Origin of the sequence: Natrinema thermotolerans, from assembly GCF_031165565.1 — an archaeon.
Classification (GTDB): Archaea; Halobacteriota; Halobacteria; order Halobacteriales; family Natrialbaceae; genus Natrinema; species Natrinema thermotolerans.
This window is the reverse complement of the sequence record NZ_CP101873.1, coordinates 258,241-280,859: the sequence shown is the minus strand read 5'-3', so window position 1 is coordinate 280,859 and position 22,619 is coordinate 258,241. Positions and strand designations below refer to the sequence as shown.

Sequence of the window (22,619 nt, the reverse complement as noted above, 5' to 3'; positions counted from 1 at the left end):
CGGGTGGGGTTGCGGATATGTTCGTCCTCGTCAACCTGAAGACGTATCCGTGTGATCCGGTCGCGGTTGCGGAAGCCGTCCGCGATGTCGACGAAACGACCGACGCACGCCTGGCGGTCGCACCCGCGGCGACCCACATCGAACGGGTCGCCGAGACCGGAGCCGAGACGTGGGCCCAGCACGTCGATCCGATCGATCACGGGAGCAACACCGGCCACGCCCTCGCGGAACACGTCGCCGACGCGGGCGCGGTCGGGACCCTGGTCAACCACTCCGAGCGGCGACTGAAACTGGCCGACATCGACGGGACGGTCCGTGCGGCCCAGCGGGCCGACCTCGAGACGATCGTCTGTGCGAACAACCCGGCCCAGATCGGTGCCGCGGCGGCGCTCGGCCCCTACGCCGTCGCCGTCGAGCCCCCCGAACTCATCGGAACGGGAACGCCGGTCAGTCAGGCCGACCCGGACGTCGTCGAGGACGCGGTCGCGGCCGCGGCCGACGTCGACCCCGACGTGTCGGTCCTCTGTGGGGCCGGCATCAGTACGGGCGACGATGTCGTCGCCGCGGGCGATCTCGGTGCCGGCGGGGTCTTGCTGGCAAGCGGCGTCGCGAAAGCCGACGACCCGAAGGCTGCCCTCGAGGATCTCGTCGCCCCGCTGTAATACGGTCTGCTGTACCGATTTGCCGGCGTGACCGCGACTCGTCCCGCGGTCGCGCCGGAAATGACTTACAGCAGTCCGTATAACGCGCCCGCCGTCCCACTTTTCTCCCTGTCGCTCGAAGGTGTGTGTATGAGTGACAACAACTCCGCGTCCGACGGCGGGACGGAGACGGCGACGCATCCGGTCTCGGTCGCGCTCGAGAACCGACTGATGAGCCACGGCTACTACGTGACGTCGTTCGAGTGGCTGGACGGCGAGGGCGAGACCACGTCCCCCGACGACGGCATCGGGATCGCCCTCGAGTACGAGGCCGTTTCCGACGCGCCCGCGGTCACGCGCGACGAGGTCGGGGCCGTCCTGCGGACGCTGCTGTCGATCGGCGAGGAGCGTTCGTGGACGCCCGGTCGTCTCGAGGTGACCTCGTTCGCGACCGACGGGGCGGTCCGGGGGCGCTGGCACGTCGAGCGCGAGTGGTTCGACCGGCTCGGGGCCGACCTCTCGCAGGTGGAGTTCTCGGGGTTGGTCCTCAGGACGGTCCGGGACCGGCCCAGCGGACGTGACACCGATTAAATACGTCCCGGAGATAGATTAATAATGGTTCGCGTCAGTCCTTGTCGTAGACGATTCCATGACCGGAGAGCAGGTGTACGTCTCCCACGCGCCCGACGATCTCGACCTCGTGCAGGACCTGTTCTCGACGGTCAAGAACTTCCCCTTCGGCGTCCACATTGCACACGAGGAAGTCGAGTCCGGCCGCTCGCGAACGCGACTCGAGGGACGACTCGCCAACAGCGACCTCGTCGTCGCGGTACTGACCGAGGCGGCGGCCGACGACGAGTGGATCAATCAGGAAATCGGCTACGCGGTGGCCAAGGGAATTCCCGTACTGCCGCTGTTCGACGAGGGGATCGACCGGCGAGGGTTCGTGGGCGACGTCGACGGCGTGACGATCGACCGCGGTGATCTCTCCGCGACGATCTTCAACCTGCTGTGTCGGCTCCGAAGCGAACTCGCACCGCTGGGCGCGCTGTCGGTTCCGAACTGGTATATCCGGTTCCCGTGTACGATCCCCGACTGCAGGGGGCCGGTCACGCTCGAACTCGAACACGATCAGTCCAAGCTCTGGAAGCTCCATGCACACGGCAAGTTCCTGACGGCCTCGTGTGCGGACTGTGGGATCACGTACTACTTCGAGCCGGCGACGATCGGCTTCATGGGTCGTGAGAACGTGCCGGCGTCTCAGTCCTCGTCCCGAAGCCGGTCGTAGGCGTCCCGAACGAGTTTGAACGCCGACTCGCTGCCGCTTTTGCGATCTGGGTGGGCGCGTTTGACCTGCTCGTGAAACGCCTCCCGCAGCCGCTCGTCGCTGACGGCCCGCTCGAGGCCCAGTACGTCGCGGGCCTCGGTCTTTCGCATGGCGACGTCGGCGACGATGCCGCGCTCCTCGGCATCGGCTTTGCAGTCCGAACACAGCCGTTCGGTCCGCTCGTCGATCGTGGTCACGCGAAACCGCTCCTCGTCGACCCACTCCCGGCACTGTGTGCATCGGGTTCGCTCGTCGGTGTCGCCGGTATCGGTCGCGTCGGCGTTCCCGTCGGTCGCCGGGCCATCTCCTTCGGCCCCAGCATCGGGACCGGGGGCCTCGGCCGCACACGACGGACAGCAGGTCAACACGGTGCCGTCCGACAGCACGACGTCCTCGAGTTCGGTCGCGAGGAACGTGCCGGTACACCCGTCACAGGCGGCCCGCCGCTGATCGAGCGACGCGCCCTTTCGGGCGGCTGCCCTGGCGTGTGGCTCACACTCCGGACAGCACGCCACCCGTTCGCCGTCCGGCATCGTCACTGTCGTGAGATCCTCGAGCGCGACCGTCCGGCCACATCCGTCGCAGCCGGCCTGTCGTTCACCGACCACTGCCATTACCCGGGCGGTTCGGGTTCGTCCCATATTAGTTCTTCTGCTGACAGTCACGGGTTCGGACGGCTCGGTTCGCCCGGAGGGAGGCCCCGACCGTCGGTCGGGGCCGGTGTGTAGGCTCCGACTACGTGGTGAAACGAGACCGGGCGGACGGCCGACCGGTCCGAACGGAACGGATAACGAAGTAGTCGGCCGGCTATGGATCGGGCGTGCGAGGGTCCCCTCGCACGGAGACGCGCTGTCCGTTGGACGGCACTCGGTGGCCGACGGCCGCCGAGTTCCTCCTCTCCTGTCAGGTATTTCGACGATCGAACCGGGACACCAATGGGCTCGCAGTCGTGAGTATCGCGTATGGACACAGCAGTTCGGACGGATACGCACGATGGCGCGGCCGACCGCGACCGCCTCGTCGCCGGAATCGTCGACGTCCTCTGTATCGTCGGGATCGTCCTCCTCGGCCGCATCAGTCACAGCGGCAATCCGATCGCCGAACCGATCGCCTCGCTCGAGACGGTGACGCCGTTCGTGGTCGGCTGGCTCGCCGTCGCGGCGCTGGCGGGGGTCTACGCGACCGAACGGGCGGGAGCGAGCCGCGAGTTCCGACTGCCGGCCGTCGCGTGGATCGCGGCGGCGAACGTCGGGCTCATGCTCCGTGGCTCGCCGCTGTTCGATGGCGGGACGACGTGGCCGTTTCCGGTCGTCATCACCGCGACCGGGCTGGCCGTGTTGCTCGGTTGGCGACTGGTCTATACCCTCTATCTATCAGCGACGAGGTAAATTGTCGACGCGCCGGTTCGCGATCGATATCGGTTCGAGAGTATAGTCATCCGAAATTCGATACGTTATTCGGGACCGCGTTTCTGACGGCCTGTCTCTCGAGAACGTAATCGATCAGAGACTGTGTCTGTCCGTCACGTCTCTCGAGCGAGCGGTGATCCGATCCTTCGCCCGTTCCGTACCTTCGATATAACTTATGCAGATTCACTCCCGATAATGCAAATCAGAAACTCATCCACCATGAGCTAATTATGGGAAACACTTATATGGCTATTCCTCATACTATAGGATAGATTATGACTGGATATTACGACATTGTTCTCGGCCTCATCCCAGTCGCACTGCTCGGTATCACCGCGGCCCTGACGTTCGTGGGGGTGTCGCTGACCGCGGCAGTGCCGCTCGGGGCAGTCGTCGCGATGGGGATCATCGGCCACGCAATGTTCGTCAATACGCCAGCTGACACCGCCGACGAGACCCGGTCGGCGCGTCCGCCGATCAACGCGGACTGATCCGTTCTTCCGCTTTCGGTTCCTTTTCCCATCTCCGCCGCGTTCGATCGTCTATGACTGAGACGCTGTTTCTGACCAGCGACGCCGTCGATGACCTCGCAACGCCGGCCGAATACGTCGACGCCGTTCGTGAGGGGTATCGACAGCGCGGCGAGGGCGCACCGGCCCACCCACGGTCGAAGTTCCTCCGTGCGGATCCCGCCGGGATGTTCACGAGCTACGCTGCCATCCTCCCGGAGACGGGCGCGATGGGGGGCTACATGTACAGCGCGGGGTTCGGTGCCGGCGACGGCTGGTTCATGACGCCGCTTTTCGACGCCGACAGCGGCGCGCCGCTGGCCCTGCTCGACGGCGCGAGCATGAACCCGTTCAAGACCGGCGCGGCCGGTGCCGTCGGCGTCGACGAACTCGCCCGCGACGACGCCGACACCCTCGCGATCATCGGGAGCGGCGCACAGGCCCGCGGCCAGCTCCATGCGACCGCCACGGTCCGTGACTTCACCGAGGTGCGGGTCTACTCGCCGACTCCCGAGAACCGCGAGGCGTTTGCCGCCGACTTCGACGACACGCTCGCGGCCGACGTCCACGCGGTCGACTCGAGTACGGCCGCCGTCGCCGATGCGGACGTCGTGATCACGGCGACGCAAGCCAGCGAGCCGGTCGTCGACGGCGACGATATCGCACCCGGGACCCACATCACCGCGATGGGCCAGTACTCGGCGGACGCACGCGAACTGGACACGGACACGATCGCGAACGCGACCTACGTTCCGGACCTCCGCGAGCGGGCGACGTTCGACGCCGGCTCGTTTATCCAGGCTCTCGAGGCGGGCGCGATCACCGAGGACCACGTCCACGCCGAACTGGGCGAGGTCGTCGCCGGCAACGCACCGGGCCGGACGAGCGACGACGAGATCACGGTCTTCGACAGCGGCGGCACCGGCATCGAGACGGTCGCCGCGGCGTATCTCCTCTACGAGCGCGCCAGCGAACGGGGACTCGGACAGACGATCGAGTTCGCCCCGGCGAGCGAGGCGCTGACGGGGAACTAGGGACTCGAGGGACGCGGGGGACTGGAGTGTGACATCCTCCCCACGCTAAAGGGCGGGGCTTCCCGAACCGCACAAGTGGCGGTTCCCGTCAATTCGGAAGGTTGGGAATCTAAGGTTTGCGACCGACGGCGCTGGCTCTGCCACGAAGCCGTTACTCCTACCGTGTTGACGGCTTGGAGGTATCTTGTTTTGTGTCGGTCGGCGCGGTCGGCTCACTTGTTTGATTTCGGCTCTCGTCGTGGCAAACACCGAGTCAACTGCCAGTTTCCCGCGCACAGTCCACAATACACCGCGTGGGACTGTGAAACTGCCGATTCACACGAAAGACAGACGATGACGGCGCTGTATCCCCGCCCTGAAAGACGGGGTTTTAGCGCCTGCAATTCAGATAAATAACTGTTTTCGAGCCGACGGGCGACTCGAGCCGGTTACTGCTCGGCCGGTCGCACTTTGAACCCGTAGCGAGTGACGCCCTCCTGCGTGTAGACCCGGCGGATCGTCGTCTCGATGCGATCACCGACTCCGAACGCGTCGGGGTCAGCGTCGGTACCCATCGCCGGGGCACTGACGGTTTCGTCGCCGCCATCGGTCTCGAGCGCGACGATCGCGGCCGCGTAGTCGCCCGACTGGGCCTGCTGTTCGGCGAACTCCGGCGGTGCGCCGCCCTGGGAGATGGTCGTAACGGCCTCGATGGTCCCCTCGCCAGCAAGTTCGATGGGGTCGTACTCGGCGAGCGCCCCGCAGTCGTCACACGCGCCCTCCGGCGGGAACGACAGCGCACCGCACTCCGAACAGCGGCCGGCCTCGAGCCGGTAGCGCTGGGGGAGCGAGCGCCGCCACGAGGGGACGCTGACGTAGGCCCCGCCGCCCGACGGCGGGCCGGTGGTCACGACGCCGCGCTGGCGCAGGTACTCGGCGTAGGAAAGCGGCTCCGCCCCCTCGAGCGCGGTGACGGCCGGCACGTCGCCGTCGGCCGAGACGACGACCGCGTCGGCCCCCGCGCCGCTGCCGTGGGAGACGCCGAGGACGGAGTCGTCGCCGTCCGCGAGCGCGGTGGCGAGCGACAGGGGCACGCTCGCCGCGCCGGTATCGCCCAGCTCGTGGACCGTCGCGGCGGCCTGGATCTCGTCGGTGCCGACGCCGGCCGCGCCGGCCGCGCGGTAGGGGAGCTTCCCGTCGGGGGCCTGGATCGCGGCCGCGTCGGGCTCGGGGTCGACCTCGAGGCCATCGACCGCCCCGCCGATCGTTTCGGTGAAGGACTGCCGGTCGTACTGGGTGATGCCCAGCCCCTGGGTCTCGTCCTCGCCGGTATCGCGGAACCGGGTACCGGGATAGGGCGCGGCGTATTCCGCGCGATCGACGATTTCGGCGGGACCCTCGCGCTCGAGGACGAACGCGGCGCTGCCGGCTCCGGCGGCGTGATCGATCCCGTCGTCGGGGTCGCCCTGCGGTGCGTCGGCGGCGACGACGAGCGCGGTCGTTGCGTCGGCCTCGAGGGCGTCCAGACCGGCCCAGAGCGCGCGGGTTCCCGCTCGAGTACTCCCGGAAAAGAGCTGACGGGTCGCCGATTCGGAGAGGGCCAGCATCGCGCCCAGTCGGGCGGTCAGGTCCTCCTCGGCCGCTGGCGGCCGCGAGGCGGCGAATGCCAGCCAGTCGATGCTCTCCGCGTCGACGTCGGCCGCCTCGAGCGCGCGGGTCGCGGCCTCGTAGCCCATGGTGAGGGCGTCCTCGTCGGCCGCGGGGACGGCCTTCTCGGTGACGCCGGCGGCGTGGAACTGCCCCCAGGCCTCCTCGAAGGCCTCGGCACTGATTCGGAATCGCGGTGCGTACGCACCGACACCGGTGATCGCGCTCATCAGGCGCTCACCTCCTGTTCCTTCTCGAAGACGTGAACGACGGCAGCACCACCGCTGCCGCCGACGTTGTGGGTCAGTCCGCGAGCGGGGTTCTCGACCTGTCGCTCGCCCGCCTTCCCGGAGAGCTGTTTGTAGGCCTCGACGACCTGTCCGGCACCCGTCGCGCCGATCGGGTGGCCCTTGGACTTGAGGCCGCCGGAGGTATTCACGGGAAGGTCGCCACCGATCTCGGTCGCCCCGGATTCGATCAGTCGGCCGGCCTCGCCGGTCTCACAGAAGCCGAGATCCTCGTAGGCCAGCAGTTCGGCGATGGCGAAGCAGTCGTGAACCTCCGCGAAGTCGAGGTCGTCGGGGTCGACATCGGCCATCTCGTAGGCCTGCTCGCCGGCCCGCTGGCTCGCCGGAATGCCGGTATAGGTGTCGCGCTGGAAGAGCCCGACGGTGTCGCTGCCGGCACCGACGCCGGCCACCCGGATCGGATCGTCCGTGTACTCGTCGACCACGTCCTCGCTGACGATCAGCGCACAGGCCGCCCCGTCCGAGGTCGGACAGCAGTGATAGAGGTTCAGCGGGTCCGCGACGACCGGCGCCGACTGGGCGTCCTCGAGCGAACACTCGAAGCCTAACTGGGCGTGGGGGTTTTTCGCGCCGTTGGCGTGGTTCTTGACGGCGACCCGCGAGAGGTGTTCGCGCGTGGTGCCGTACTGCTCCATGTGGACCGACGCCATCTGGGCGTAGACGCCCGAGAAGGTGGTTCCCGAGAGTCGCTCCCACTCGGTTTCCCCGGAGACGCCGAGCCAGTACTTCGTCGCGTCCGAACTCATGTCGGACATGATCTCGAAGCCGCCGGCGAGGACGACGTCTGCCATCCCCGACTTGACGGCCTGGACGGCCTGTCGCACCGCGAAACCGCTCGCCGCACAGGCGTTTTCGACCCGCGTCGTCGGCACCCCGTCGAGGCCGACGTGTTCGGTCACGGCCGGCCCGGAGAGGCCCAGCTGCCGGCCGCCGACGCCGAGATTGCCGATGACGGCCTCGTCGATGTCGTCCGCCTCGAGGCCCTTCGGTACGCTGTCCGTCGCCGCGTCGAACGCCGTGCGGAACAGGGACCGGTAGCTCTCCGAGGGAAAGGCTCCGTAGTCCGACTGCCCCGCGCCGACGAGGTAGGCGTCTCGCATACCGGCCCCTCGGTCGTCCGGTGTGAAATAAGTACACACTTACCTACGGTCTTCGGGACCGATCGTGGCTGGACCCCGCTACCGCTCGGTCGGCTCTCGCGACGCGTCGAGGACCGCCCGGATCAGCGTCGACTCGGCCGCACGGAGCCGCTGGGAGACCGCCGACTTCGAGATCGCCAGCTCATCGGCCAGCGTCTCGAGATCGACTCCTCGTGGCCGGTCGAAATAGCCTCGCTTGCCGGCCAGCTCGAGGGCCTCCCACTGTTTCGGCGTGAGTTCGCGGACGTCGAGCTGGAGCGACTCCGGACGACCCTGCTGGTCGGTGGTCCGGTCGTCGACGGTGCGTGCGTCGACGACGTCGTCGACGCAATCAATCAGTTGTTCGATCGATTCGTCGTCGGTGACCGTTACCGTCACGCGTATTCGATTGCTCTCGGCGTTGTCAGTCATGGGTGGACACCGTCGTCCGCGCCGGAGTGGTGGGTCAGTCGTTCAGTCACGAGTCCGCCGTCGCCCGTCTTACCCTTTGTTATCGTTCTAACCAACTGGGTCTCGATCACAGCGGCCCGCTTACGGGCCCCCGTCGTAGTTGACATCGAACCCTCGACCTGTGAAGGTATTGAATAGGAGTCCAGATTTCTCCCCGACGAGAACCGTACTGCAGGGGTACAGACCTCTTACTTCCCGCTGAGAACATTCCCAAATGTGTTCGAATATCATATGTAAGTCGACTTGACAGTGGACCGTACCGTCCCAGTGGGCGTTCGCCCGACCTCGAGCGGCGTCACTCACGCGGCACCCCTATCGCCGATCGATCGTTCGTCCGCACTGAGAGGCGACGCGGGTTTCAAACGTCTCGTCGCCGTATCTCACGTATGCCTCGCGCGGCCGACCTCGTCTCCGTCCTCGAGGCGACCGAGTCGCTGGCGATCGTCTGTCACGACAATCCCGACCCGGACTGTCTCGCCAGCGCGCTCGCCCTCGAGGCGATCGCACGCGACCACGACATCGCGCCCGTGACGATCGCCTACGGCGGTGAGATCTCCCACCAACAGAACCGCGCGTTCGTCAATCTCCTCGACATCAGCCTCCAGACGATCGAGTCGACGACGCTGTCGGAGTACGAGAGCATCGGGTACGTCGATCACAGCAGTCCGGGCGCGAACACGGAGGTGCCGGAACGTATCACACCGGACATCGTCATCGACCATCATCCCGGCGAGGCGAGCGGGGCCGACTTCGAGGACGTCCGCACCGAGTACGGCGCGACGGCGACGATCTTCGTGGAGTACCTCGGGGAACTCGAGGTCGAACTGACCGCCCGGCTCGCCTCGGCGTTGCTCTTTGCGCTCCACCGCGAGCGGCTGGACTTCGTCCGCGAGCCGACGCGCCGCGAGTACGAGGCCGCGCTAGCGGTCTATCCCGACGCGGATCTCGAGACGCTCGAGCAACTGTACGGCAGCGCCTTCTCCCCGGGGACTCTCGACGCGATCGGGCGGGCCATCGCCAGCCGGGAGCGACGCGGCTCGTCGCTGGTCGCCAGCGCCGGCAAGACCGGCGAGACGGACGCGCTGCCACAGGCCGCGGACTACCTGCTCAACCTCGAGGGAGTCGATACGGTGTTGGTCTACGGGATCGTCGGCGACGCGATCCGGCTGAGCGGCCGGTCGATCGATCCGCGGGTCCACATCGGCGAGGCGCTCGAGGAGGGGTTCGACGAACTCGGGGCGGCGGGCGGCCACCACGACATGGCCGGCGGGCGGATCGAACTCGGGCTGTTCGCGGACGAAGACGGCGACGACGACGCGCTACTCGAGTTCGTCGGCGGACGGCTCGCCCGACGGTTCTTCGACGCGTTGAACCTCGACGATTGAGACGAGCTGCCGTAGCAGCGGTTGATAGTACGATTTTCATTCGGAATCGAATGTGAACTTGCGGTAAGTACGGGGTAACGATGTAACGGTGCGGGTCACAATTTAGCCATCGTCTATTAAGACCGGTGTGCTGAATACAGAGCGTGAATTGAACGGTAGGATAGAGAACGTCGAGCGCGGGGTCAATGGAGGCGCGACGAAAACAGTCCAAGAACTGTGAGGCTCCAGAAAAGGAGTCCAAGCCCATAGAAGAGGAGACGCACCCGAACTGGCATGTCGGAGGATACCCCCGGCCAGAGTTCCATATGTCTGGTCATATTTCTTACCTCACTACTCTCATCGTGCCCAGTCCTCCCCAAAGCAGCAAATCCAGAAGTACCACCATGTCCAGTAGTACCACCACCCACCCCAATACAGAGGATGCCAAGACCAGCCAGTCCTACGATTACTGCCCCCGAATGGGTGAGACCGTACACAAGACCGACGGTTACGCCACCTATCACGCCAGTGTCCCGCACCAGTGGTTTCAACAATCGTGTCAAATTCATATCCAGTACGTGCAGACAATCAACCGGAGGTTATCAACTTTTGGTACCCTATGAGCCGACTGTTTAGTTTGCATCTGTAGTTACCGAATCACCTGATTGTGTTTCAGAATCACATCTAACTGCAGGACATGTACTCTCATCTCCTGATCACGATGTATCGATGGAACACAGACCGGCCCAATTGTACCGAAAACGACTGATAGTAGTCTTCAGTCGATGTCGATCGAGCGCGCCTCCTCGTCCGGTTCGCGCTTGGGGAGCCGCACCGTCAGCACTCCGTTGTTGACGCTTGCCTGCACCGCATCGGCGTCGACCGACGCCGGCAGGCGCACCTGCCGGCTGAACGACTGGGTCGTCCGTTCGTGTCGGATGTAGTTCGCCGCCTCGTCGTCGGTCTCCCGTTCGCGTTCGCGCCGGCCCGAGATCGCGAGGGTCCGGTCCCGGTCGGTGAGTCGCAACTCGAGGTCGGCGCTCTCGTAGCCGGGGACGTCGACGGTGGCGACGAACGCCTCGCCCTCGTCGGCGAGGTCCAGGCTCGTCTCCGCACCGCCCATCGAGAGGTCGAGCTGGCTCCGGTCGTCCACCTGCCGCTCCCACGATCGGGCCGCCGTCTCGACTTGGCGGTTCAGTCGCTCGAGGAGGTCGTCGATACCGTCGAACGGGCGGGGTCGGTCTGCCATGATTTCACCTACCGTAGGTAGGGGGCCGATAGCGAAAAAGGTCACCCTCGGCTAGTGAAACGGTCACGCAGGCTAACCTATCGACGCGGTGACTTGCGGCAGAACCGAGGGGTGGGCTGGTCGTTTTTACGCTCCCCGTCTTAGGGGAGATGCATGACCGACGCACTATTCGTCGTCAGCGAAGAAGGGTACTGGGGAGAGGAATGTGTCGAGCCGCTCGAGACGCTGTCGGACGCGGGCGTCGAGGTCACGGTCGCGACGCCGTCGGGGAGTCCGCCGGTAATCGACGAGCGATCGCTCGATCCCGACGAGGTCGGCGAGGAAACCGCCGAACACGTTCGCGAGGTCCACGAGACCGACGAGCGACTGAACGATCCGATCCCGGTCGCACAGGCCGACGCCGAGGGGTACGACGCCGTCGTCTTCCCCGGCGGGCACGGAACCGCATGGGACATCAACCAGGACAAACACGCACGGCAGCTCCTGCGGGACGCCGTCGAGGGCAACGGGAAGGCGCTCGTGGTCTGTCACGCCGTCGGCATTCTCGGGTTCGCCCGCGACAGCCACGGCGCGTTCATCGTCAACGGCCGTGACGTAACCGGCTTCCCCAACGCGTGGGAGGAGGGCATCGTCGACGAACAGGACCGCATGCCCGACGGCCGCAAGCTGCCCTACTGGACCGAGGACGAAGTGAAAGCCGCCGGCGGTAACTGGGACGCCGAACTCGATTCCGACACCAGCGTCACCGTCGACGGCGACCTCATCACCGCCCGCGGCCCCGGCTCTTCGAGCGCCGCGGCCGATACGCTGCTCGAGGAACTCGACGTCGAACTCGAGGCCTGAGCGACCCGCGATCGCCGGCCCGTACTGGACGACGAAACCGGCCACAGCGACTCTCGTTCCGTCGTTCTGCTATCCCCCTGAACTGTTTTCTACCCGTTCGTGTAGCGCCGTTCATATGCCGGCGATACGAACGCAGGGGACTCACGAAACGGTACGGGGCTGGCGACGAGGCCGTCGTCGCGCTCGAGGGTCTCGAGCGCGAGTCGCGTCGCCGGGACGGTGCTGCTCTCCCTGTCGGAGTGGGTCGCACCCGTCGTCTTGCTCGCGTGGTTCGCCATCCCGATCGCGATCGGCTACCGGCGGTTCGAGCGAGCCGATCCGAACTGATCGCCGGCCGGCGTCGCGGTCGGTCGGGGCTCGGTCGCCGCCTCCCTCGAGCCGGCGGGCGATCGGCGGCGAGAGGGGCGGACCGAGCGAGTTATGGGCGCTGACCCCCGAGGACGCCCGTGGAGCCAGCCCGATCGGAGACGACCGAACGGACCGATTCGCTACGGAGTCGCAGCTTCCGGATCACCGTCGACGACGGCCGCGACTCGTTTTTCGCACTCAGCATCGAGGACGTCTCGAGCGACGACGCGTGGCTCATGTCCGACACCGTCGTCGCCCTCGAGAACGAGCGCTGACCGCCCCCGCGACCGCCGGCTGCCGACAGTGGTCGCGATCGATAGCGACGACGGGTCACGCAGGCTGCCCAGTGGCGAATCAGTCCCTTTTTACGCGACCGCGGGGAAATATCGGCTATGAGCTTCGAGGAAGACGATCGCGTCGTGCTGCACGACGAGCACAGCGAGTTCGACGGCGAAACCGGGACCATCACCCAGACGATGGAGTCGATGTTCGGTGACGTCACCTACACCATCAGCTTCGAGGACGGCCAGGAGGCCGGCGTTCCCGAGGACGACCTCGAGGCGGCCGACGACGAAGACGCAGACGAGGAGTAACGCCGCTCGAGGGCCGGTCCCGCGAGGCGACGTCGCACCTGCTACCGCCGTGCCGGCCGAACACTACCACACTACCCATTCGAATCGTCGATGCCACAGATCCCGCTTCACTACGTCGATTTACGGACGTTCTGCTACGCCACCGAGGACGAGAAACGCGTCGAGGAAGCGCTGCGAACGTTCCTCCCCGACGGTGACGATGACGACCCCTTCGAGATCGAACGCACCGAAAGCGAGGGCCACTACGGCGACCGTATCCTCGTCCTCTCGGCCCGCGTCGAGAACGCCGACGACGTTCGGCACGTCCTCTCGCGGCTCGCCGACCTCGAGACCTTCGACGACCTGATCGCCGAACTCGACGAGCGGGTCACGGAAAACACCGAACTCTTCCTGCGACTCGACAAACAGGCCGCCTTCGCGGGCGACGTTCGCCTCGGCGACGGCATCACCTTCCGCGGGAAGGTCGAGGCCTACCCCGCCAAGAAGGAGAAGGCCGTCGAAAACGCCGAGGACGTCCTCGAGCGCCTCCGCGAGCAGGACTGAGTCGCCGTTTCGCTGACGCTGCCGCGTCCCGCTTCGTTTCGTGACGCCGGCCGAACCCGAACGTGATCGTCCGGTTACGAAGCGCTTTTGACTGGCCAGTCAGTAAGTTAGTGTAGGAATCTTCTACATGACTGACGAGACGATCGACGATCTCATGGATGCGACGTACCGGGCGCTCTGCAAGCATGGGTATGCGGAGTTGACGATGCAGGACATCGCCGCGGAGTCGGACAAAAGCAAGGGAACGATTCACTACCACTTCGACGGCAAACAGGACCTTCTCGAGTCGTTTCTGGAGTTTTTGCTGGACGACTTCGAAGAACGAACCGAGACGATCCCCGGCGAGACGCCGAGCGAGCGACTGCACGAGTTTCTCGACCAGTTGCTGACTCCCAGCGACGAGGAGTCGTCCGAGGAGTTCCGAACGGCGATCCTCGAGATCAAGGCCCAGTCGCCCTACAATGAGGCCTACCGGGAGCGACTGCGTGGGTTCGACCGTGCCACCAGGGACCGCATCGCCGGTCTCGTCACTGATGGAGTCGAGGCCGAGGAGTTCCGCTCGGACATCGATCCCGAGGCGACCGCCGACTTTCTGGTCACCCTGTTTCACGGCGCACAGACGCGGGCGGCCGCGGTGGATCGACCGCCGGAACGGACGCTGGAGTACATCCATGCGTACATCGACGACACGCTGTGTCTCGAGTCGGCCGACCGGAACGGGTCGTCGCCCGAGGTTGACACGGGGGCCGAAAGATGAGCCTGCTGGCTCGACTCGTCGGCTGGATCAAACGGCGGTTGGCTCCAGTCTCCGGGCTGTTCAAGGGTCGCGAGGAGTTCGACCTGACCGAAGGCGGGATCGCGAAGCCGCTGTTCTATCTCTCGCTGCCGATCATCGTGACGAACCTGTTGCAGACCGCCTACAACCTCATCGACACGTTCTGGTTAGGTCAGTACAGCACCGAGGCGCTGGCGGCGATCAGTTTCGCGTTCCCGATGGTCTTTCTGCTCATCTCGGTCGGGATGGGGCTCTCGGTGGCCGGGAGCGTTCTCGTCGCCCAGTACATCGGTGCTGACGAGGAGTCCGAGGCGGAGTACGCCGCCTCCCAGACCGTCGCGCTGTCCCTGCTCGCGGCGTTGCTACTCGGCGTCGTCGGCTACGTCTTCGTCGAGGAACTGCTCGGACTGCTCGGTGCCTCCGAGGCCGTGTTGCCGCTGGCGACCGACTACATGCAGGTCATCTCGCTCGGGATGCCGTTCATGTTCGGCTTCTTCGTGTTCATCGCCTTGATGCGCGGGTACGGCGACACGATCACGCCGATGCTCGTGATGTTCGGTTCGGTCCTGCTCAACGTGATCCTCGACCCGTTCATGATCTTCGGGTGGGGGCCGTTTCCCGAACTCGGGATCGAGGGTGCGGCGATCGCGACGGTCTTCTCGCGCTCGCTCGCGCTCGTGGTCGGGCTGGCGATCATGTTCAGCGGCGTCCGGGGCGTCCGGATCCGACTGGCCCAGATGCGGCCCGACCTCTCGTTCGCGAAGCGGCTCGTGAGCATCGGCTTCCCCGCTTCGATCGAGGGGATGGGCCGGGCACTGTCGATCAACCTGTTGCTGGTGATCGTCGCGTTCTTCCCGGACACGGTCGTGGCGGCCTACGGAATCGGGACTCGCGTCTTCTCGGTCATCTTCCTGCCGGCGATCGCGGTCGCCCGCGGTGTCGAGACGATGACCGGGCAGAACGTCGGCGCGGGCAAACCCGAGCGGGCGAAAGCCGCGGCGGACTTTGCCGCCCGGACGATGTTCGTCATCCTCGGGGCGATGGGTATCGTGGCGTGGTTCGCCGCGGAGCCGATCACCGACGCGTTCACCGACAACACCGAAGTCATCGAGATCGGGACGACGTTCATTCGGTACGTCGCCCCCTCCTTTGGCTTCATCGGCGTGATGCGGGCCTACAACGGCAGCTTCCGAGGGACCGGCAAGACCCTGACTGCGGCCGCGATCGTCATCGTGATCTACGCGCTCGTGCGGCTCCCGATCGCCTACGGCCTCGCGACGACCTACGACTACCGGGGGATCTGGGTCGCCTTCGCCGTCTCGAACGTCGTCGGTGCGGTGCTGGCCTACGGCTGGTACCGCCGTGGCACGTGGCGGGACGCCGACGTCACCGACGATCCGATGGCTGCCGGTTCGGGCGACGACCTCGAGGTCGGCGAGGTAGACGCGAGTACCGACGACTAGCGATGCAACCCGAGACGTAATCTCGCTCTGGCACGTCGACCGATACCGTGACTGATCCGCTCCGGTGCGTCGCTCGCGGCGAACAGCTTCCCGGCCGTCCGGGCCGCCGAACGGTGGTGTGACCGATGGTCGACGCCGTCGGTATCGACATCCTGAGTCTCCTGCTCGTCCTCTCGGTCGCGTGGGTGTTCGGCGCGGTCGCCGAGCGCTTTGGCTATCCGACGATGATGGGCGAACTGTTCGCCGGCATCGCCTTCGGCCCCGCGCTGCTCGGGCTCTTGCGCCCCTCCGAACTGCTCACGGTTCTCTCGGAGCTGGGCGTGTTCCTGTTGATGGTCTACGTCGGGATGGAGGTCGACCTGCGGGAACTGTTCGAACTCGGTCCCCAGTCGCTGTTGATCGCCTTCGGGGCATTCGTCATCCCCTTCGGACTCGGCTACGCTGCCGGCGTCTGGCTCGGCGTCTCCGTCGGCGCGGCGCTCTTTTTGGGCCTCGCGATGGCCGCCACGTCGCTGGCCACGAAATCGCGCATCCTCGCCGACCTCGAGTTGCTCGATACGCGGATCGCGAACGTGTTGCTCGGCGGGGCGCTGGCCTCGGACGTTGGCGTGTTGATCGCGTTCGCCGGCGTCGACAGCTACGTGACGGCGGGCGCGCTCGAGCCGTCCGAGATCGGCGTCATCCTGCTGCAGGCGGCGGGCTTTTTCGCGGCGACGCTGCTGATCGGCTACCGGTTTCTCCCGTACGCCTGGCGCTCCATCGAGCGCCAGCGCGAACGCTACGGGTTCGTCGACCGGACCACCGCCTTCACCTTCGCGCTGTTGGTCTCCCTACTCTTCGCCCAGCTGGCGACGCTGGCGGACCTCCACATGATAATCGGCGGCTTCATGTCTGGGATGTTCCTCCGGCAGGCCGACGTCGAGCCCGGGCTCTACGAACACATGCACACCGTCATGTACGACCTCGCGATGGGGCTGTTCGCGCCGATCTTCTTCGTCACGGTCGGCTTCCAGATCACCTTCGACGTCTTCGCCGACTCCCTCGCCGTCCTCGCCGCGCTGGTGGCCATCGCCTTCCTCGGCAAGATCGTCGGCTCGTGGCTGTTCTCGCTGCCCACCTCGCTGACCTCTCGGGAGGGACTGGTCGTCGGCTTCGGCATGAACGGCCGCGGCACCGTCGAGATCATCATCGCCGAAGTCGCCTTTCAGGCCGGCGTTATCGACCAGTCGATGTTCTCGATTCTCGTGTTCATCGCCGTCTTCACGACTGCGCTCGTCCCCGTCACCGTCACCTGGGGCGTGCGGCTGCTCGAGTCCCGCGACGAACTCGTTTACGTCGATTCGGCGACGCCGGCCGAAGACTGACCCTCGCGGGTTCCCGCGATGCTCGAGCGGGGCGTTTTTCCCGGCCGCGCGAGCAGCTAGGGGTATGCAAATCCACGTCGTGGGCGACGACCCGGTCCGCGAGGCGGTCGTCACCGCGCTCGAAGACGTCGACGTCGGCGTCCGGGAGGCAGAGGCGTCGGCGATCGGCGACGCTCGGTTCGCGGTCGTCAGCGATGTTGCCGGCGCGGCGACGTTCGAACGGGCCAACGAGGCCGCACGGGCGGGGGATACCCCCTGGATCGCCGTCGAGATCGGCGGCGTCGGTGGCTACCCGATCCCGACGGTCGACGCCGCGATTTCGGGGTTCGCCCCCGCGACCGCCTGCTTCGACTGTCTGCGCGCCCGCGTCGCGTCCCAACTCGAGGAGCGGGCCGACGGCCCGCAGGCGGATCGGAGCGCGGCTCGGCTGGCCGGGGCCGTCGCCGGCCGAGAGTGTGTGCGCGTCCTCTCGGGCGACGAGCGCTCGATTATGGGCGCGGTCCGGGAGCTGCCCTACGCCCGCCGCGAACTGCTGCCGGCCCCCGGTTGTGGGTGTGCCGACGGCCACCAGGACCGGTCCCTCGACCGCGAGGACGCGGACACGCTCGGTCTCGAGGCGGCCGTCGAGGCCGCCGAGCGGGCGATCGACGACCGGATCGGCCCGGTCGGGAGCATCGCCGAGGTGGAGTCGTTCCCGTCGCCGTACTACCTCGCGACGGTCGCGGACACGACCGCCTACAGCGACGCGAGCGCGCCGCGACAGGCCGCTGGCGTCGCCGACGATTGGAACGCCGCGTTGATGAAGGCCGTCGGCGAGGGCCTCGAGCGCTACTGCGCCGGCGTCTACCGCGAGCCGGACTTCGTCCGCGCGAGCGAGGGCGACCTCGAGAACCCGGTCCCGCCGACGGAGCTGGTCCGGCCGGACGACGGCCCCGCCTACGATCCCGCCGCCGAACACCGCTGGGTTCCCGGCGAGGACCTCGTGAGCGGCGAGCAGGTCCACCTACCGGCGGCCGCGGTCCAGTTTCCCCAGCCCGGCCCGGCGCTGGTCCCGGCGATCACGACCGGGCTGGGACTCGGCTCCTCGACGGTCGACGCGCTCGTCTCCGGACTGACCGAAGTCGTCGAGCGCGATGCGACGATGCTCGCGTGGTACTCGACGTTCGACCCGCTCGGGCTGGCCGTCGACGCCCCGGTGTTCGATCGCCTCGAGCGCCGTGCGGAGAGTCAAGGCCTGTCGGTGACGCCGCTGCTCGTGACACAGGACGTCGACGTCCCCGTGGTGGCCGTCGCCGTCCACCGGAATCCGGCGGCCCTCGGGGACGGTCCGGTCGCGCCCGACGACGACGCGTGGCCGGCGTTCGCCGTCGGCTCGGCGGCCGGCCTCGACGCCGCGGCGGCCGCGACGGCAGCCCTCGAGGAGGCGCTCCAGAACTGGATGGAACTGCGGAGCCTCGGCTCCGACGAGGCCGATTCGGCGGGCGGCGATATCGGCACCTACGCCGCCTTCCCGGAGCGAGCGCGATCGTTCGTCGACGTCGAGTCGACCGTCCCCGCCGAGAGCGTCGGCCCCGACCCCGTCCCGACCGGTCGCGACCGACTCGAGGCGTTGGTCGATCGGGTGGCCGACGCGGGGCTGACGCCCCACGCGGCGCGGCTGACGACCCGGGACGTCGAGGCGATCGGGTTCGAGGCCGCCCGGGTCGTCGTCCCCGGTGCGCAACCGCTGTTCACCGACGAGCCCTACTTCGGCGAGCGCGCCGAGACGGTTCCAACGGACCTCGGCTTCGAGCCGCGCCTCGAGCGGGCGTTTCATCCCTATCCCTGACGCGTCGCTGTTCGGCCGTTCTCTCCTCGAAAAGCGGTCCCGGGCCGCGTCAGCGAGTTATGTCGACCCGTCCGAGTCGGGAGTCGTCTCGTTCGTTTCGGTCGCGTTCGTCGAGTCCCCGTCACTCACGTTCGATTCGTTCCCGACGGGGCTGTCCGGCGGTTCGGACGGCGGTGTCGGCTCCCCGCCGGCCTCCTCACCGCGTTCGATATCCAGTATCAGGTCGTCATCGGTAATCCGAACGGTCACGAGTTCGGTCTCGGGCCTGAGCGTCGTCTCCCTGCTCGTTCGCTCGCCGTCCGCGTCCACGAACTTGGTCACTCGGAAGCTCTGCTCGATTGCATCGAGATGCGGTGCCGACACCGTCTGGTCGGGCGTGACGGTGTAGCTCTCGTCGTAGGTCTGTCGGTCGGTCCCGGACTCGTAGGCCTCGAGGACGATGTTGTAGTGACGGTCGGCCTCGCTTTTGATTTCGAGCGGGATCAGTCCCTGAAAGCTGCCCTGATAGTGTTCCCGCAAGGTATCGAGACAACCCGATAGCCCGGCGACGGCGGCCACCCCGGCGGTTCGAAGTACCGTACGGCGGTTCACGTGGCTATCTCAGGCTTGGACGACCGTATGCGTTACTCTTCGGTACCGGGTCGCCGTCGGCTCCGATCCCCCCATGCGTCAGCCATCGACACCCACTGTCTTTTTGGTCCACTATCCTAACTATCGTTCATGGAGAAAACAGCGATCGACGACGTCGAGATCGAAGTCAACCCGATGGACGTCCATTCGGTTCGCCGGCCGATTTCGGACGCGCTCGGCTTTACCGACTTCGCGATGAACTACTTCGAACTCGAGCCCGGCGAGTCGTTCTCGGGCGGAATGCACACTCACCACGATCAGGAAGAGGTCTTCTACGTCCAAGAGGGGACCGCGACCTTCGATACGGAAGCGGGCGAAGTCATCGTCGACGAGGGCGAGGTGATCCGGTTCGAGCCCGGCGACTTCCAGACCGGCTACAACGACACCGACGAGCAGGTCGTCGGATTCGCCTTCGGCGCACCCAAATCGAAACACGACTGGGACCAGCTCGAGTCGCTGGTCTACTGTCAGGAGTGCGAGGAGGAGATCGGCCACGGTCTCGAACTCACCGACGACGGCAACTTCCGTCTGACCTGTACCGAATGTGGCAACACGTTCGTTCCGCCGTAACGGAGCGACACGGCGATTTAGTACCGGCGTGAACTCGGCGGTCGACCCCGTCGATGACTCTCGTTCTCACCGATCCGGGTGCTTTCGCTCCCGAGGAAAGAGGGGAAAATTGTTCACTGGGGACTGAGAGTATCGACGTATGGCTGCACAAGAGGGTTCGACCGTCGATATCGACACGTCGCTTTTTATCACCGTCTCCGGACCGCCGGGTTGTGGAGCGACGACACTGTGTGAACAACTCGCCGACGCGATCGGCTGTCCCTACGTCTCCGGCGGCGAGGTCTTCCGGGAACTCGCCGAGGACCGCGATATGAGCCTCAACCAGCTCATCGCCAAGGCCGACGAGTCCGACGAGATCGACCGCGCACTCGACCAGCGGCTCCAGCAGATCGCCGAGAAGTGGGGCATGTCGAACAAGCCGTTCATCCTCGAGTCGCGACTTGCGGGCTGGATCGCCGGCGACCGCGCGGACCTGCGACTCTGGCTCGACGCGCCGGAAGCCGTTCGACTCGATCGAATCGACGACCGCATCGAGACCGAGGCGGAGATGCGGGTCCGCGAGGTCAGCGAGGCCGGCCGCTACGAGTCCTACTACGAGATCGACATCGACGACCGGGAGTTCTACGACCTGCACATCAACACGGCCCGCTGGAGCAAGCGTGCGGTCTTCACGATCGTTCGGTCCGCGATCGAGGAATACGATCCTGAGATCGACGAAGGGGCGTTCCGAACGCCGCCGATGAACCCCTAAGTGATTACTCGCCGTCGGGCGAGTAGTTGGGCGCTTCGTCGGTGATGACGACGTCGTGGGCGTGACTCTCGGCCTGTCCGGCCGAGGAGACCCGGACGAACTCGCTGCGCTCTTTGAATTCGGGGATCGTCTCGGCACCGACATAGCCCATCCCCGACTGCATGCCGCCCGCGAGCTGGTGGAGTTCGGACTTGAGCGTTCCCTTGTAGGGGGTTGCCGCCTCGACGCCCTCGGGGACGTACTCGTCTTCCTCTTCGGGTTCGTCCTTGAGATAGCGGTCGCCGTCGCCGGATTTCATCGCGCCGACCGATCCCATGCCGCGGTACTGCTTGTACTTCTTGCCGTTCATCGTGACCACGCGGCCGGGTGCTTCGTCGGTGCCGGCGAAGTACGAGCCCAGCATGACCGCGTCCGCGCCGGCGGCGACCGCCTTGATCGCGTCGCCGGAGTACCGGATGCCGCCGTCGGCGATGACCGGGACGTCGTGTTCGGCGGCCACGTCGGCAACCTGTGCGACGGCCGTGATCTGGGGCATGCCGGAGCCGGAGACGATACGCGTCGTACAGATCGAGCCCGGTCCGATGCCGACCTTCAGTCCGTCCGCGAAGTCGACGAGGTCCTCGGCCGCCTCGCGCGTACCGATGTTGCCGACGACCACGTCGGCGTCGACGGACTCCGTGATGTCTCGAGCGCCGTCGATGACGTTCAGGTTGTGCGCGTGCGCGGTGTCGATGAAGAGGACGTCCGCGCCGGCTTCGTCGGCCGCGACCGCGCGATCGTGTTCGAACGGGCTGACGGCGACGCCACAGCGGAGTCGGCCGTCCTCGTCGCGGACCGCTTCGCCGTACTCGCGGCGCTGAAGGATGCCCTGCATCGTCACGAGCCCCACGAGGAGGTTCTCGTCGTCGACGACCGGGACGCGCTCGATCCGGTGTTCGTACATCAGATCGAACGCCTCGCGGGCGTCGATGTCCTCGTGAGCCGTGATGACCTCGTCTGTCATCGCCTCGGTGACCGGGTCGTCCTCGTTGACCTCGAGGTGGGGCCGGATGTCCGTACTCGAGATGATGCCAAGCACCTCGCCGTTGGTGTTGACGACAGGTGCGCCGCCGACGCCCCGCCGGGCCATCCGTTCGTCGACTTCGCGGACGGACATCTCGGGATCGGCGGTGACGACGTCCTCCAGCGGGATGATGAGTTCGTCCGCGCTCTTGACGCGGCCGATCTCCTCGACCATCTGGTCGACGTTCATGTTCCGATGGAGGACGCCGAGCCCGCCGTGGCGGGCCATCGCGATCGCCATGTCGCTCTCGGTGACGGTGTCCATCGCCGCCGAGAGGATGGGAACCGAGAGTTCGACGTGTTTCGAGACGTGTGACGTGAGGTCGGCGTCGTCGGGTTCGACGCGGCTCTCCTTGGGGCGGAGAAGGACGTCGTCGAAGGTTAGCGCTTCCGGTACCTGCAGTTTCGAAGAATAGGGCTCGTGCTCGGGAACGTCGTTCGCCATGTAAGCCGTCCGTGGTCCCCGGGGAAAAACGTTGCGAGACAAACCCGGCTGTGAACGGTTGACGAGTCACTCAACGGGCGATTCGCCACGGTCCGGTCGTCGGCACCGTAGCGCCGCTCGAGCCGTTGCCCGCGTTCCGACCGGTCGCCCGTGTGTTCCGGCGTCTCGTTCCCGTGGTCCTGAGACGAACGCCCACCGCGAGCGCAGATCCGTCCGCTTTCGTCCACATCTGTGCGTCGTCGGCGGAACGATCACCGAGTCGTGGAATCGTTTCTCACACAACGTTTATTGACAATCCCCCCGTCTTGCCGTGTATGTACGCTGTGAGTGCATTCGACGCCCGGACCG

25 protein-coding genes are annotated in these 22,619 nt (G+C 66.3%); 17 read left to right on the top strand and 8 right to left on the bottom strand.

Translation table 11 applies throughout. The features are described 5' to 3' along the window. Positions 1-17 precede the first annotated feature (17 nt). The 3 genes from tpiA (at position 18) to NP511_RS01455 (ending at position 1,929) form a co-directional block, all read left to right on the top strand. The gene (tpiA, locus tag NP511_RS01465; protein ID WP_049966855.1) at positions 18-662 is read left to right on the top strand and encodes a triose-phosphate isomerase; all 645 of its coding nucleotides are present in this window, start codon (positions 18-20) and stop codon (positions 660-662) included. A 129-nt stretch (positions 663-791) separates the two neighbouring features. After that, a complete protein-coding gene (locus NP511_RS01460; protein ID WP_049966854.1) occupies positions 792-1,232 on the top strand; it encodes a DUF8159 domain-containing protein in 441 nt (146 codons plus the stop codon). 58 nt (positions 1,233-1,290) lie between these two features. Continuing rightward, on the top strand, positions 1,291-1,929 hold the full coding sequence (locus NP511_RS01455) for a toll/interleukin-1 receptor domain-containing protein (protein WP_006651252.1): 639 nt from the start codon (positions 1,291-1,293) through the stop codon (positions 1,927-1,929). On the opposite strand, the gene NP511_RS01450 is transcribed toward NP511_RS01455, so the two are convergent. Continuing rightward, positions 1,902-2,582 carry a J domain-containing protein gene (locus tag NP511_RS01450; protein ID WP_049966853.1) on the bottom strand — a complete coding sequence of 227 codons (681 nt, stop codon included), beginning with the start codon at positions 2,580-2,582 and terminating at the stop codon, positions 1,902-1,904. The genes NP511_RS01455 and NP511_RS01450 overlap by 28 nt on opposite strands. Positions 2,583-2,930: 348 nt before the next feature. Between NP511_RS01450 and NP511_RS01445 the strand changes: the two genes are divergently transcribed. From NP511_RS01445 to NP511_RS01435, 3 genes are all read left to right on the top strand, one after another. Further along, on the top strand, positions 2,931-3,356 hold the full coding sequence (locus tag NP511_RS01445) for a DUF3054 domain-containing protein (protein ID WP_006651250.1): 426 nt from the start codon (positions 2,931-2,933) through the stop codon (positions 3,354-3,356). Between the two features lie 296 nt (positions 3,357-3,652). Further along, entirely contained in the window at positions 3,653-3,868 is a 216-nt protein-coding gene (locus tag NP511_RS01440) for a DUF8015 family protein (protein WP_049966852.1), read from the top strand. A gap of 53 nt (positions 3,869-3,921) precedes the next feature. Next, on the top strand, positions 3,922-4,920 hold the full coding sequence (locus NP511_RS01435) for an ornithine cyclodeaminase family protein (RefSeq protein WP_049966851.1): 999 nt from the start codon (positions 3,922-3,924) through the stop codon (positions 4,918-4,920). A 428-nt stretch (positions 4,921-5,348) separates the two neighbouring features. Here the strand turns inward: NP511_RS01435 and NP511_RS01430 are convergent, their stop codons facing one another. From NP511_RS01430 to NP511_RS01420, 3 genes are all read right to left on the bottom strand, one after another. Further along, positions 5,349-6,776, bottom strand: coding sequence for a zinc ribbon domain-containing protein (locus NP511_RS01430; protein WP_049966850.1), 1,428 nt, complete (start codon positions 6,774-6,776; stop codon positions 5,349-5,351). Then, positions 6,776-7,954 carry a thiolase domain-containing protein gene (locus tag NP511_RS01425; RefSeq protein ID WP_049966849.1) on the bottom strand — a complete coding sequence of 393 codons (1,179 nt, stop codon included), beginning with the start codon at positions 7,952-7,954 and terminating at the stop codon, positions 6,776-6,778. Before NP511_RS01425 ends, NP511_RS01430 begins: the two co-directional genes overlap by 1 nt. Positions 7,955-8,032: 78 nt before the next feature. Further along, positions 8,033-8,404 carry a helix-turn-helix domain-containing protein gene (locus tag NP511_RS01420; protein ID WP_006180505.1) on the bottom strand — a complete coding sequence of 124 codons (372 nt, stop codon included), beginning with the start codon at positions 8,402-8,404 and terminating at the stop codon, positions 8,033-8,035. Positions 8,405-8,829: 425 nt separating this feature from the next. On the opposite strand from NP511_RS01420, the gene NP511_RS01415 reads away from it, so the two are divergent. Continuing rightward, positions 8,830-9,828: a DHH family phosphoesterase gene (locus NP511_RS01415; RefSeq protein ID WP_049966848.1), complete on the top strand. Its 999-nt coding sequence runs from the start codon at positions 8,830-8,832 to the stop codon at positions 9,826-9,828. Positions 9,829-10,010: 182 nt separating this feature from the next. On the opposite strand, the gene NP511_RS22930 is transcribed toward NP511_RS01415, so the two are convergent. Further along, positions 10,011-10,376, bottom strand: coding sequence for a DUF8070 family membrane protein (locus NP511_RS22930; protein WP_084158326.1), 366 nt, complete (start codon positions 10,374-10,376; stop codon positions 10,011-10,013). 209 nt (positions 10,377-10,585) lie between these two features. Further along, complete coding sequence (locus NP511_RS01410; protein ID WP_049966847.1) at positions 10,586-11,056, bottom strand: Hsp20/alpha crystallin family protein; 471 nt, start codon at positions 11,054-11,056, stop codon at positions 10,586-10,588. 153 nt (positions 11,057-11,209) lie between these two features. Between NP511_RS01410 and NP511_RS01405 the strand changes: the two genes are divergently transcribed. The 8 genes from NP511_RS01405 (at position 11,210) to NP511_RS01370 (ending at position 18,813) form a co-directional block, all read left to right on the top strand. Beyond that, entirely contained in the window at positions 11,210-11,899 is a 690-nt protein-coding gene (locus NP511_RS01405) for a type 1 glutamine amidotransferase domain-containing protein (protein ID WP_006651240.1), read from the top strand. Between the two features lie 446 nt (positions 11,900-12,345). After that, positions 12,346-12,522 (top strand): hypothetical protein, encoded by a 177-nt coding sequence (locus NP511_RS01400; RefSeq protein WP_006651239.1) that lies wholly within the window; start codon positions 12,346-12,348, stop codon positions 12,520-12,522. Between the two features lie 117 nt (positions 12,523-12,639). Beyond that, positions 12,640-12,840, top strand: coding sequence for a hypothetical protein (locus tag NP511_RS01395; RefSeq protein ID WP_006651238.1), 201 nt, complete (start codon positions 12,640-12,642; stop codon positions 12,838-12,840). 90 nt (positions 12,841-12,930) lie between these two features. Next, on the top strand, positions 12,931-13,383 hold the full coding sequence (locus tag NP511_RS01390) for an RNA-binding protein (protein ID WP_006651237.1): 453 nt from the start codon (positions 12,931-12,933) through the stop codon (positions 13,381-13,383). A 127-nt stretch (positions 13,384-13,510) separates the two neighbouring features. After that, entirely contained in the window at positions 13,511-14,140 is a 630-nt protein-coding gene (locus NP511_RS01385; RefSeq protein WP_084158325.1) for a TetR/AcrR family transcriptional regulator, read from the top strand. Further along, positions 14,137-15,621: an MATE family efflux transporter gene (locus NP511_RS01380; protein ID WP_049966844.1), complete on the top strand. Its 1,485-nt coding sequence runs from the start codon at positions 14,137-14,139 to the stop codon at positions 15,619-15,621. The genes NP511_RS01385 and NP511_RS01380 overlap by 4 nt, the downstream gene beginning before the upstream one ends. 125 nt (positions 15,622-15,746) lie before the next feature. Next, positions 15,747-16,985 (top strand): cation:proton antiporter, encoded by a 1,239-nt coding sequence (locus NP511_RS01375; RefSeq protein WP_049966843.1) that lies wholly within the window; start codon positions 15,747-15,749, stop codon positions 16,983-16,985. A gap of 64 nt (positions 16,986-17,049) precedes the next feature. Then, entirely contained in the window at positions 17,050-18,813 is a 1,764-nt protein-coding gene (locus tag NP511_RS01370) for a YcaO-like family protein (RefSeq protein WP_049966842.1), read from the top strand. Between the two features lie 57 nt (positions 18,814-18,870). Here NP511_RS01370 and NP511_RS01365 read toward each other — a convergent pair whose 3' ends face one another. Beyond that, entirely contained in the window at positions 18,871-19,404 is a 534-nt protein-coding gene (locus NP511_RS01365) for a hypothetical protein (RefSeq protein ID WP_371827953.1), read from the bottom strand. A 129-nt stretch (positions 19,405-19,533) separates the two neighbouring features. Between NP511_RS01365 and NP511_RS01360 the strand changes: the two genes are divergently transcribed. Then, positions 19,534-20,013, top strand: coding sequence for a cupin domain-containing protein (locus NP511_RS01360; protein WP_006651231.1), 480 nt, complete (start codon positions 19,534-19,536; stop codon positions 20,011-20,013). A 139-nt stretch (positions 20,014-20,152) separates the two neighbouring features. Further along, the gene (cmk, locus tag NP511_RS01355) at positions 20,153-20,764 is read left to right on the top strand and encodes a (d)CMP kinase (protein ID WP_006651230.1); all 612 of its coding nucleotides are present in this window, start codon (positions 20,153-20,155) and stop codon (positions 20,762-20,764) included. Positions 20,765-20,768: 4 nt separating this feature from the next. Here the strand turns inward: cmk and guaB are convergent, their stop codons facing one another. Further along, positions 20,769-22,271: an IMP dehydrogenase gene (gene guaB, locus NP511_RS01350; RefSeq protein ID WP_049966840.1), complete on the bottom strand. Its 1,503-nt coding sequence runs from the start codon at positions 22,269-22,271 to the stop codon at positions 20,769-20,771. Between the last annotated feature and the right edge of the window lie 348 nt (positions 22,272-22,619).

Bases quoted from the DNA above. Each gene is read 5' to 3' on its own strand.
- NP511_RS01445 (WP_006651250.1), top strand. From the start codon at position 2,931: ATGGACACAGCAGTTCGGACGGATACGCACGATGGCGCGGCCGACCGC.
- NP511_RS01440 (WP_049966852.1), top strand. From the start codon at position 3,653: ATGACTGGATATTACGACATTGTTCTCGGCCTCATCCCAGTCGCACTG.
- NP511_RS01430 (WP_049966850.1), bottom strand. From the start codon at position 6,776: ATGAGCGCGATCACCGGTGTCGGTGCGTACGCACCGCGATTCCGAATC.
- NP511_RS01460 (WP_049966854.1), top strand. From the start codon at position 792: ATGAGTGACAACAACTCCGCGTCCGACGGCGGGACGGAGACGGCGACG.
- NP511_RS01415 (WP_049966848.1), top strand. From the start codon at position 8,830: ATGCCTCGCGCGGCCGACCTCGTCTCCGTCCTCGAGGCGACCGAGTCG.
- NP511_RS01420 (WP_006180505.1), bottom strand. From the start codon at position 8,404: ATGACTGACAACGCCGAGAGCAATCGAATACGCGTGACGGTAACGGTC.
- cmk (WP_006651230.1), top strand. From the start codon at position 20,153: ATGGCTGCACAAGAGGGTTCGACCGTCGATATCGACACGTCGCTTTTT.
- NP511_RS01455 (WP_006651252.1), top strand. From the start codon at position 1,291: ATGACCGGAGAGCAGGTGTACGTCTCCCACGCGCCCGACGATCTCGAC.
- NP511_RS01395 (WP_006651238.1), top strand. From the start codon at position 12,640: ATGAGCTTCGAGGAAGACGATCGCGTCGTGCTGCACGACGAGCACAGC.
- NP511_RS01405 (WP_006651240.1), top strand. From the start codon at position 11,210: ATGACCGACGCACTATTCGTCGTCAGCGAAGAAGGGTACTGGGGAGAG.
- NP511_RS01425 (WP_049966849.1), bottom strand. From the start codon at position 7,954: ATGCGAGACGCCTACCTCGTCGGCGCGGGGCAGTCGGACTACGGAGCC.
- NP511_RS01450 (WP_049966853.1), bottom strand. From the start codon at position 2,582: ATGGCAGTGGTCGGTGAACGACAGGCCGGCTGCGACGGATGTGGCCGG.
- NP511_RS01375 (WP_049966843.1), top strand. From the start codon at position 15,747: ATGGTCGACGCCGTCGGTATCGACATCCTGAGTCTCCTGCTCGTCCTC.
- NP511_RS01360 (WP_006651231.1), top strand. From the start codon at position 19,534: ATGGAGAAAACAGCGATCGACGACGTCGAGATCGAAGTCAACCCGATG.
- NP511_RS01435 (WP_049966851.1), top strand. From the start codon at position 3,922: ATGACTGAGACGCTGTTTCTGACCAGCGACGCCGTCGATGACCTCGCA.
- NP511_RS01390 (WP_006651237.1), top strand. From the start codon at position 12,931: ATGCCACAGATCCCGCTTCACTACGTCGATTTACGGACGTTCTGCTAC.
- NP511_RS01410 (WP_049966847.1), bottom strand. From the start codon at position 11,056: ATGGCAGACCGACCCCGCCCGTTCGACGGTATCGACGACCTCCTCGAG.
- guaB (WP_049966840.1), bottom strand. From the start codon at position 22,271: ATGGCGAACGACGTTCCCGAGCACGAGCCCTATTCTTCGAAACTGCAG.
- NP511_RS01370 (WP_049966842.1), top strand. From the start codon at position 17,050: ATGCAAATCCACGTCGTGGGCGACGACCCGGTCCGCGAGGCGGTCGTC.
- tpiA (WP_049966855.1), top strand. From the start codon at position 18: ATGTTCGTCCTCGTCAACCTGAAGACGTATCCGTGTGATCCGGTCGCG.
- NP511_RS22930 (WP_084158326.1), bottom strand. From the start codon at position 10,376: ATGAATTTGACACGATTGTTGAAACCACTGGTGCGGGACACTGGCGTG.
- NP511_RS01385 (WP_084158325.1), top strand. From the start codon at position 13,511: ATGACTGACGAGACGATCGACGATCTCATGGATGCGACGTACCGGGCG.
- NP511_RS01380 (WP_049966844.1), top strand. From the start codon at position 14,137: ATGAGCCTGCTGGCTCGACTCGTCGGCTGGATCAAACGGCGGTTGGCT.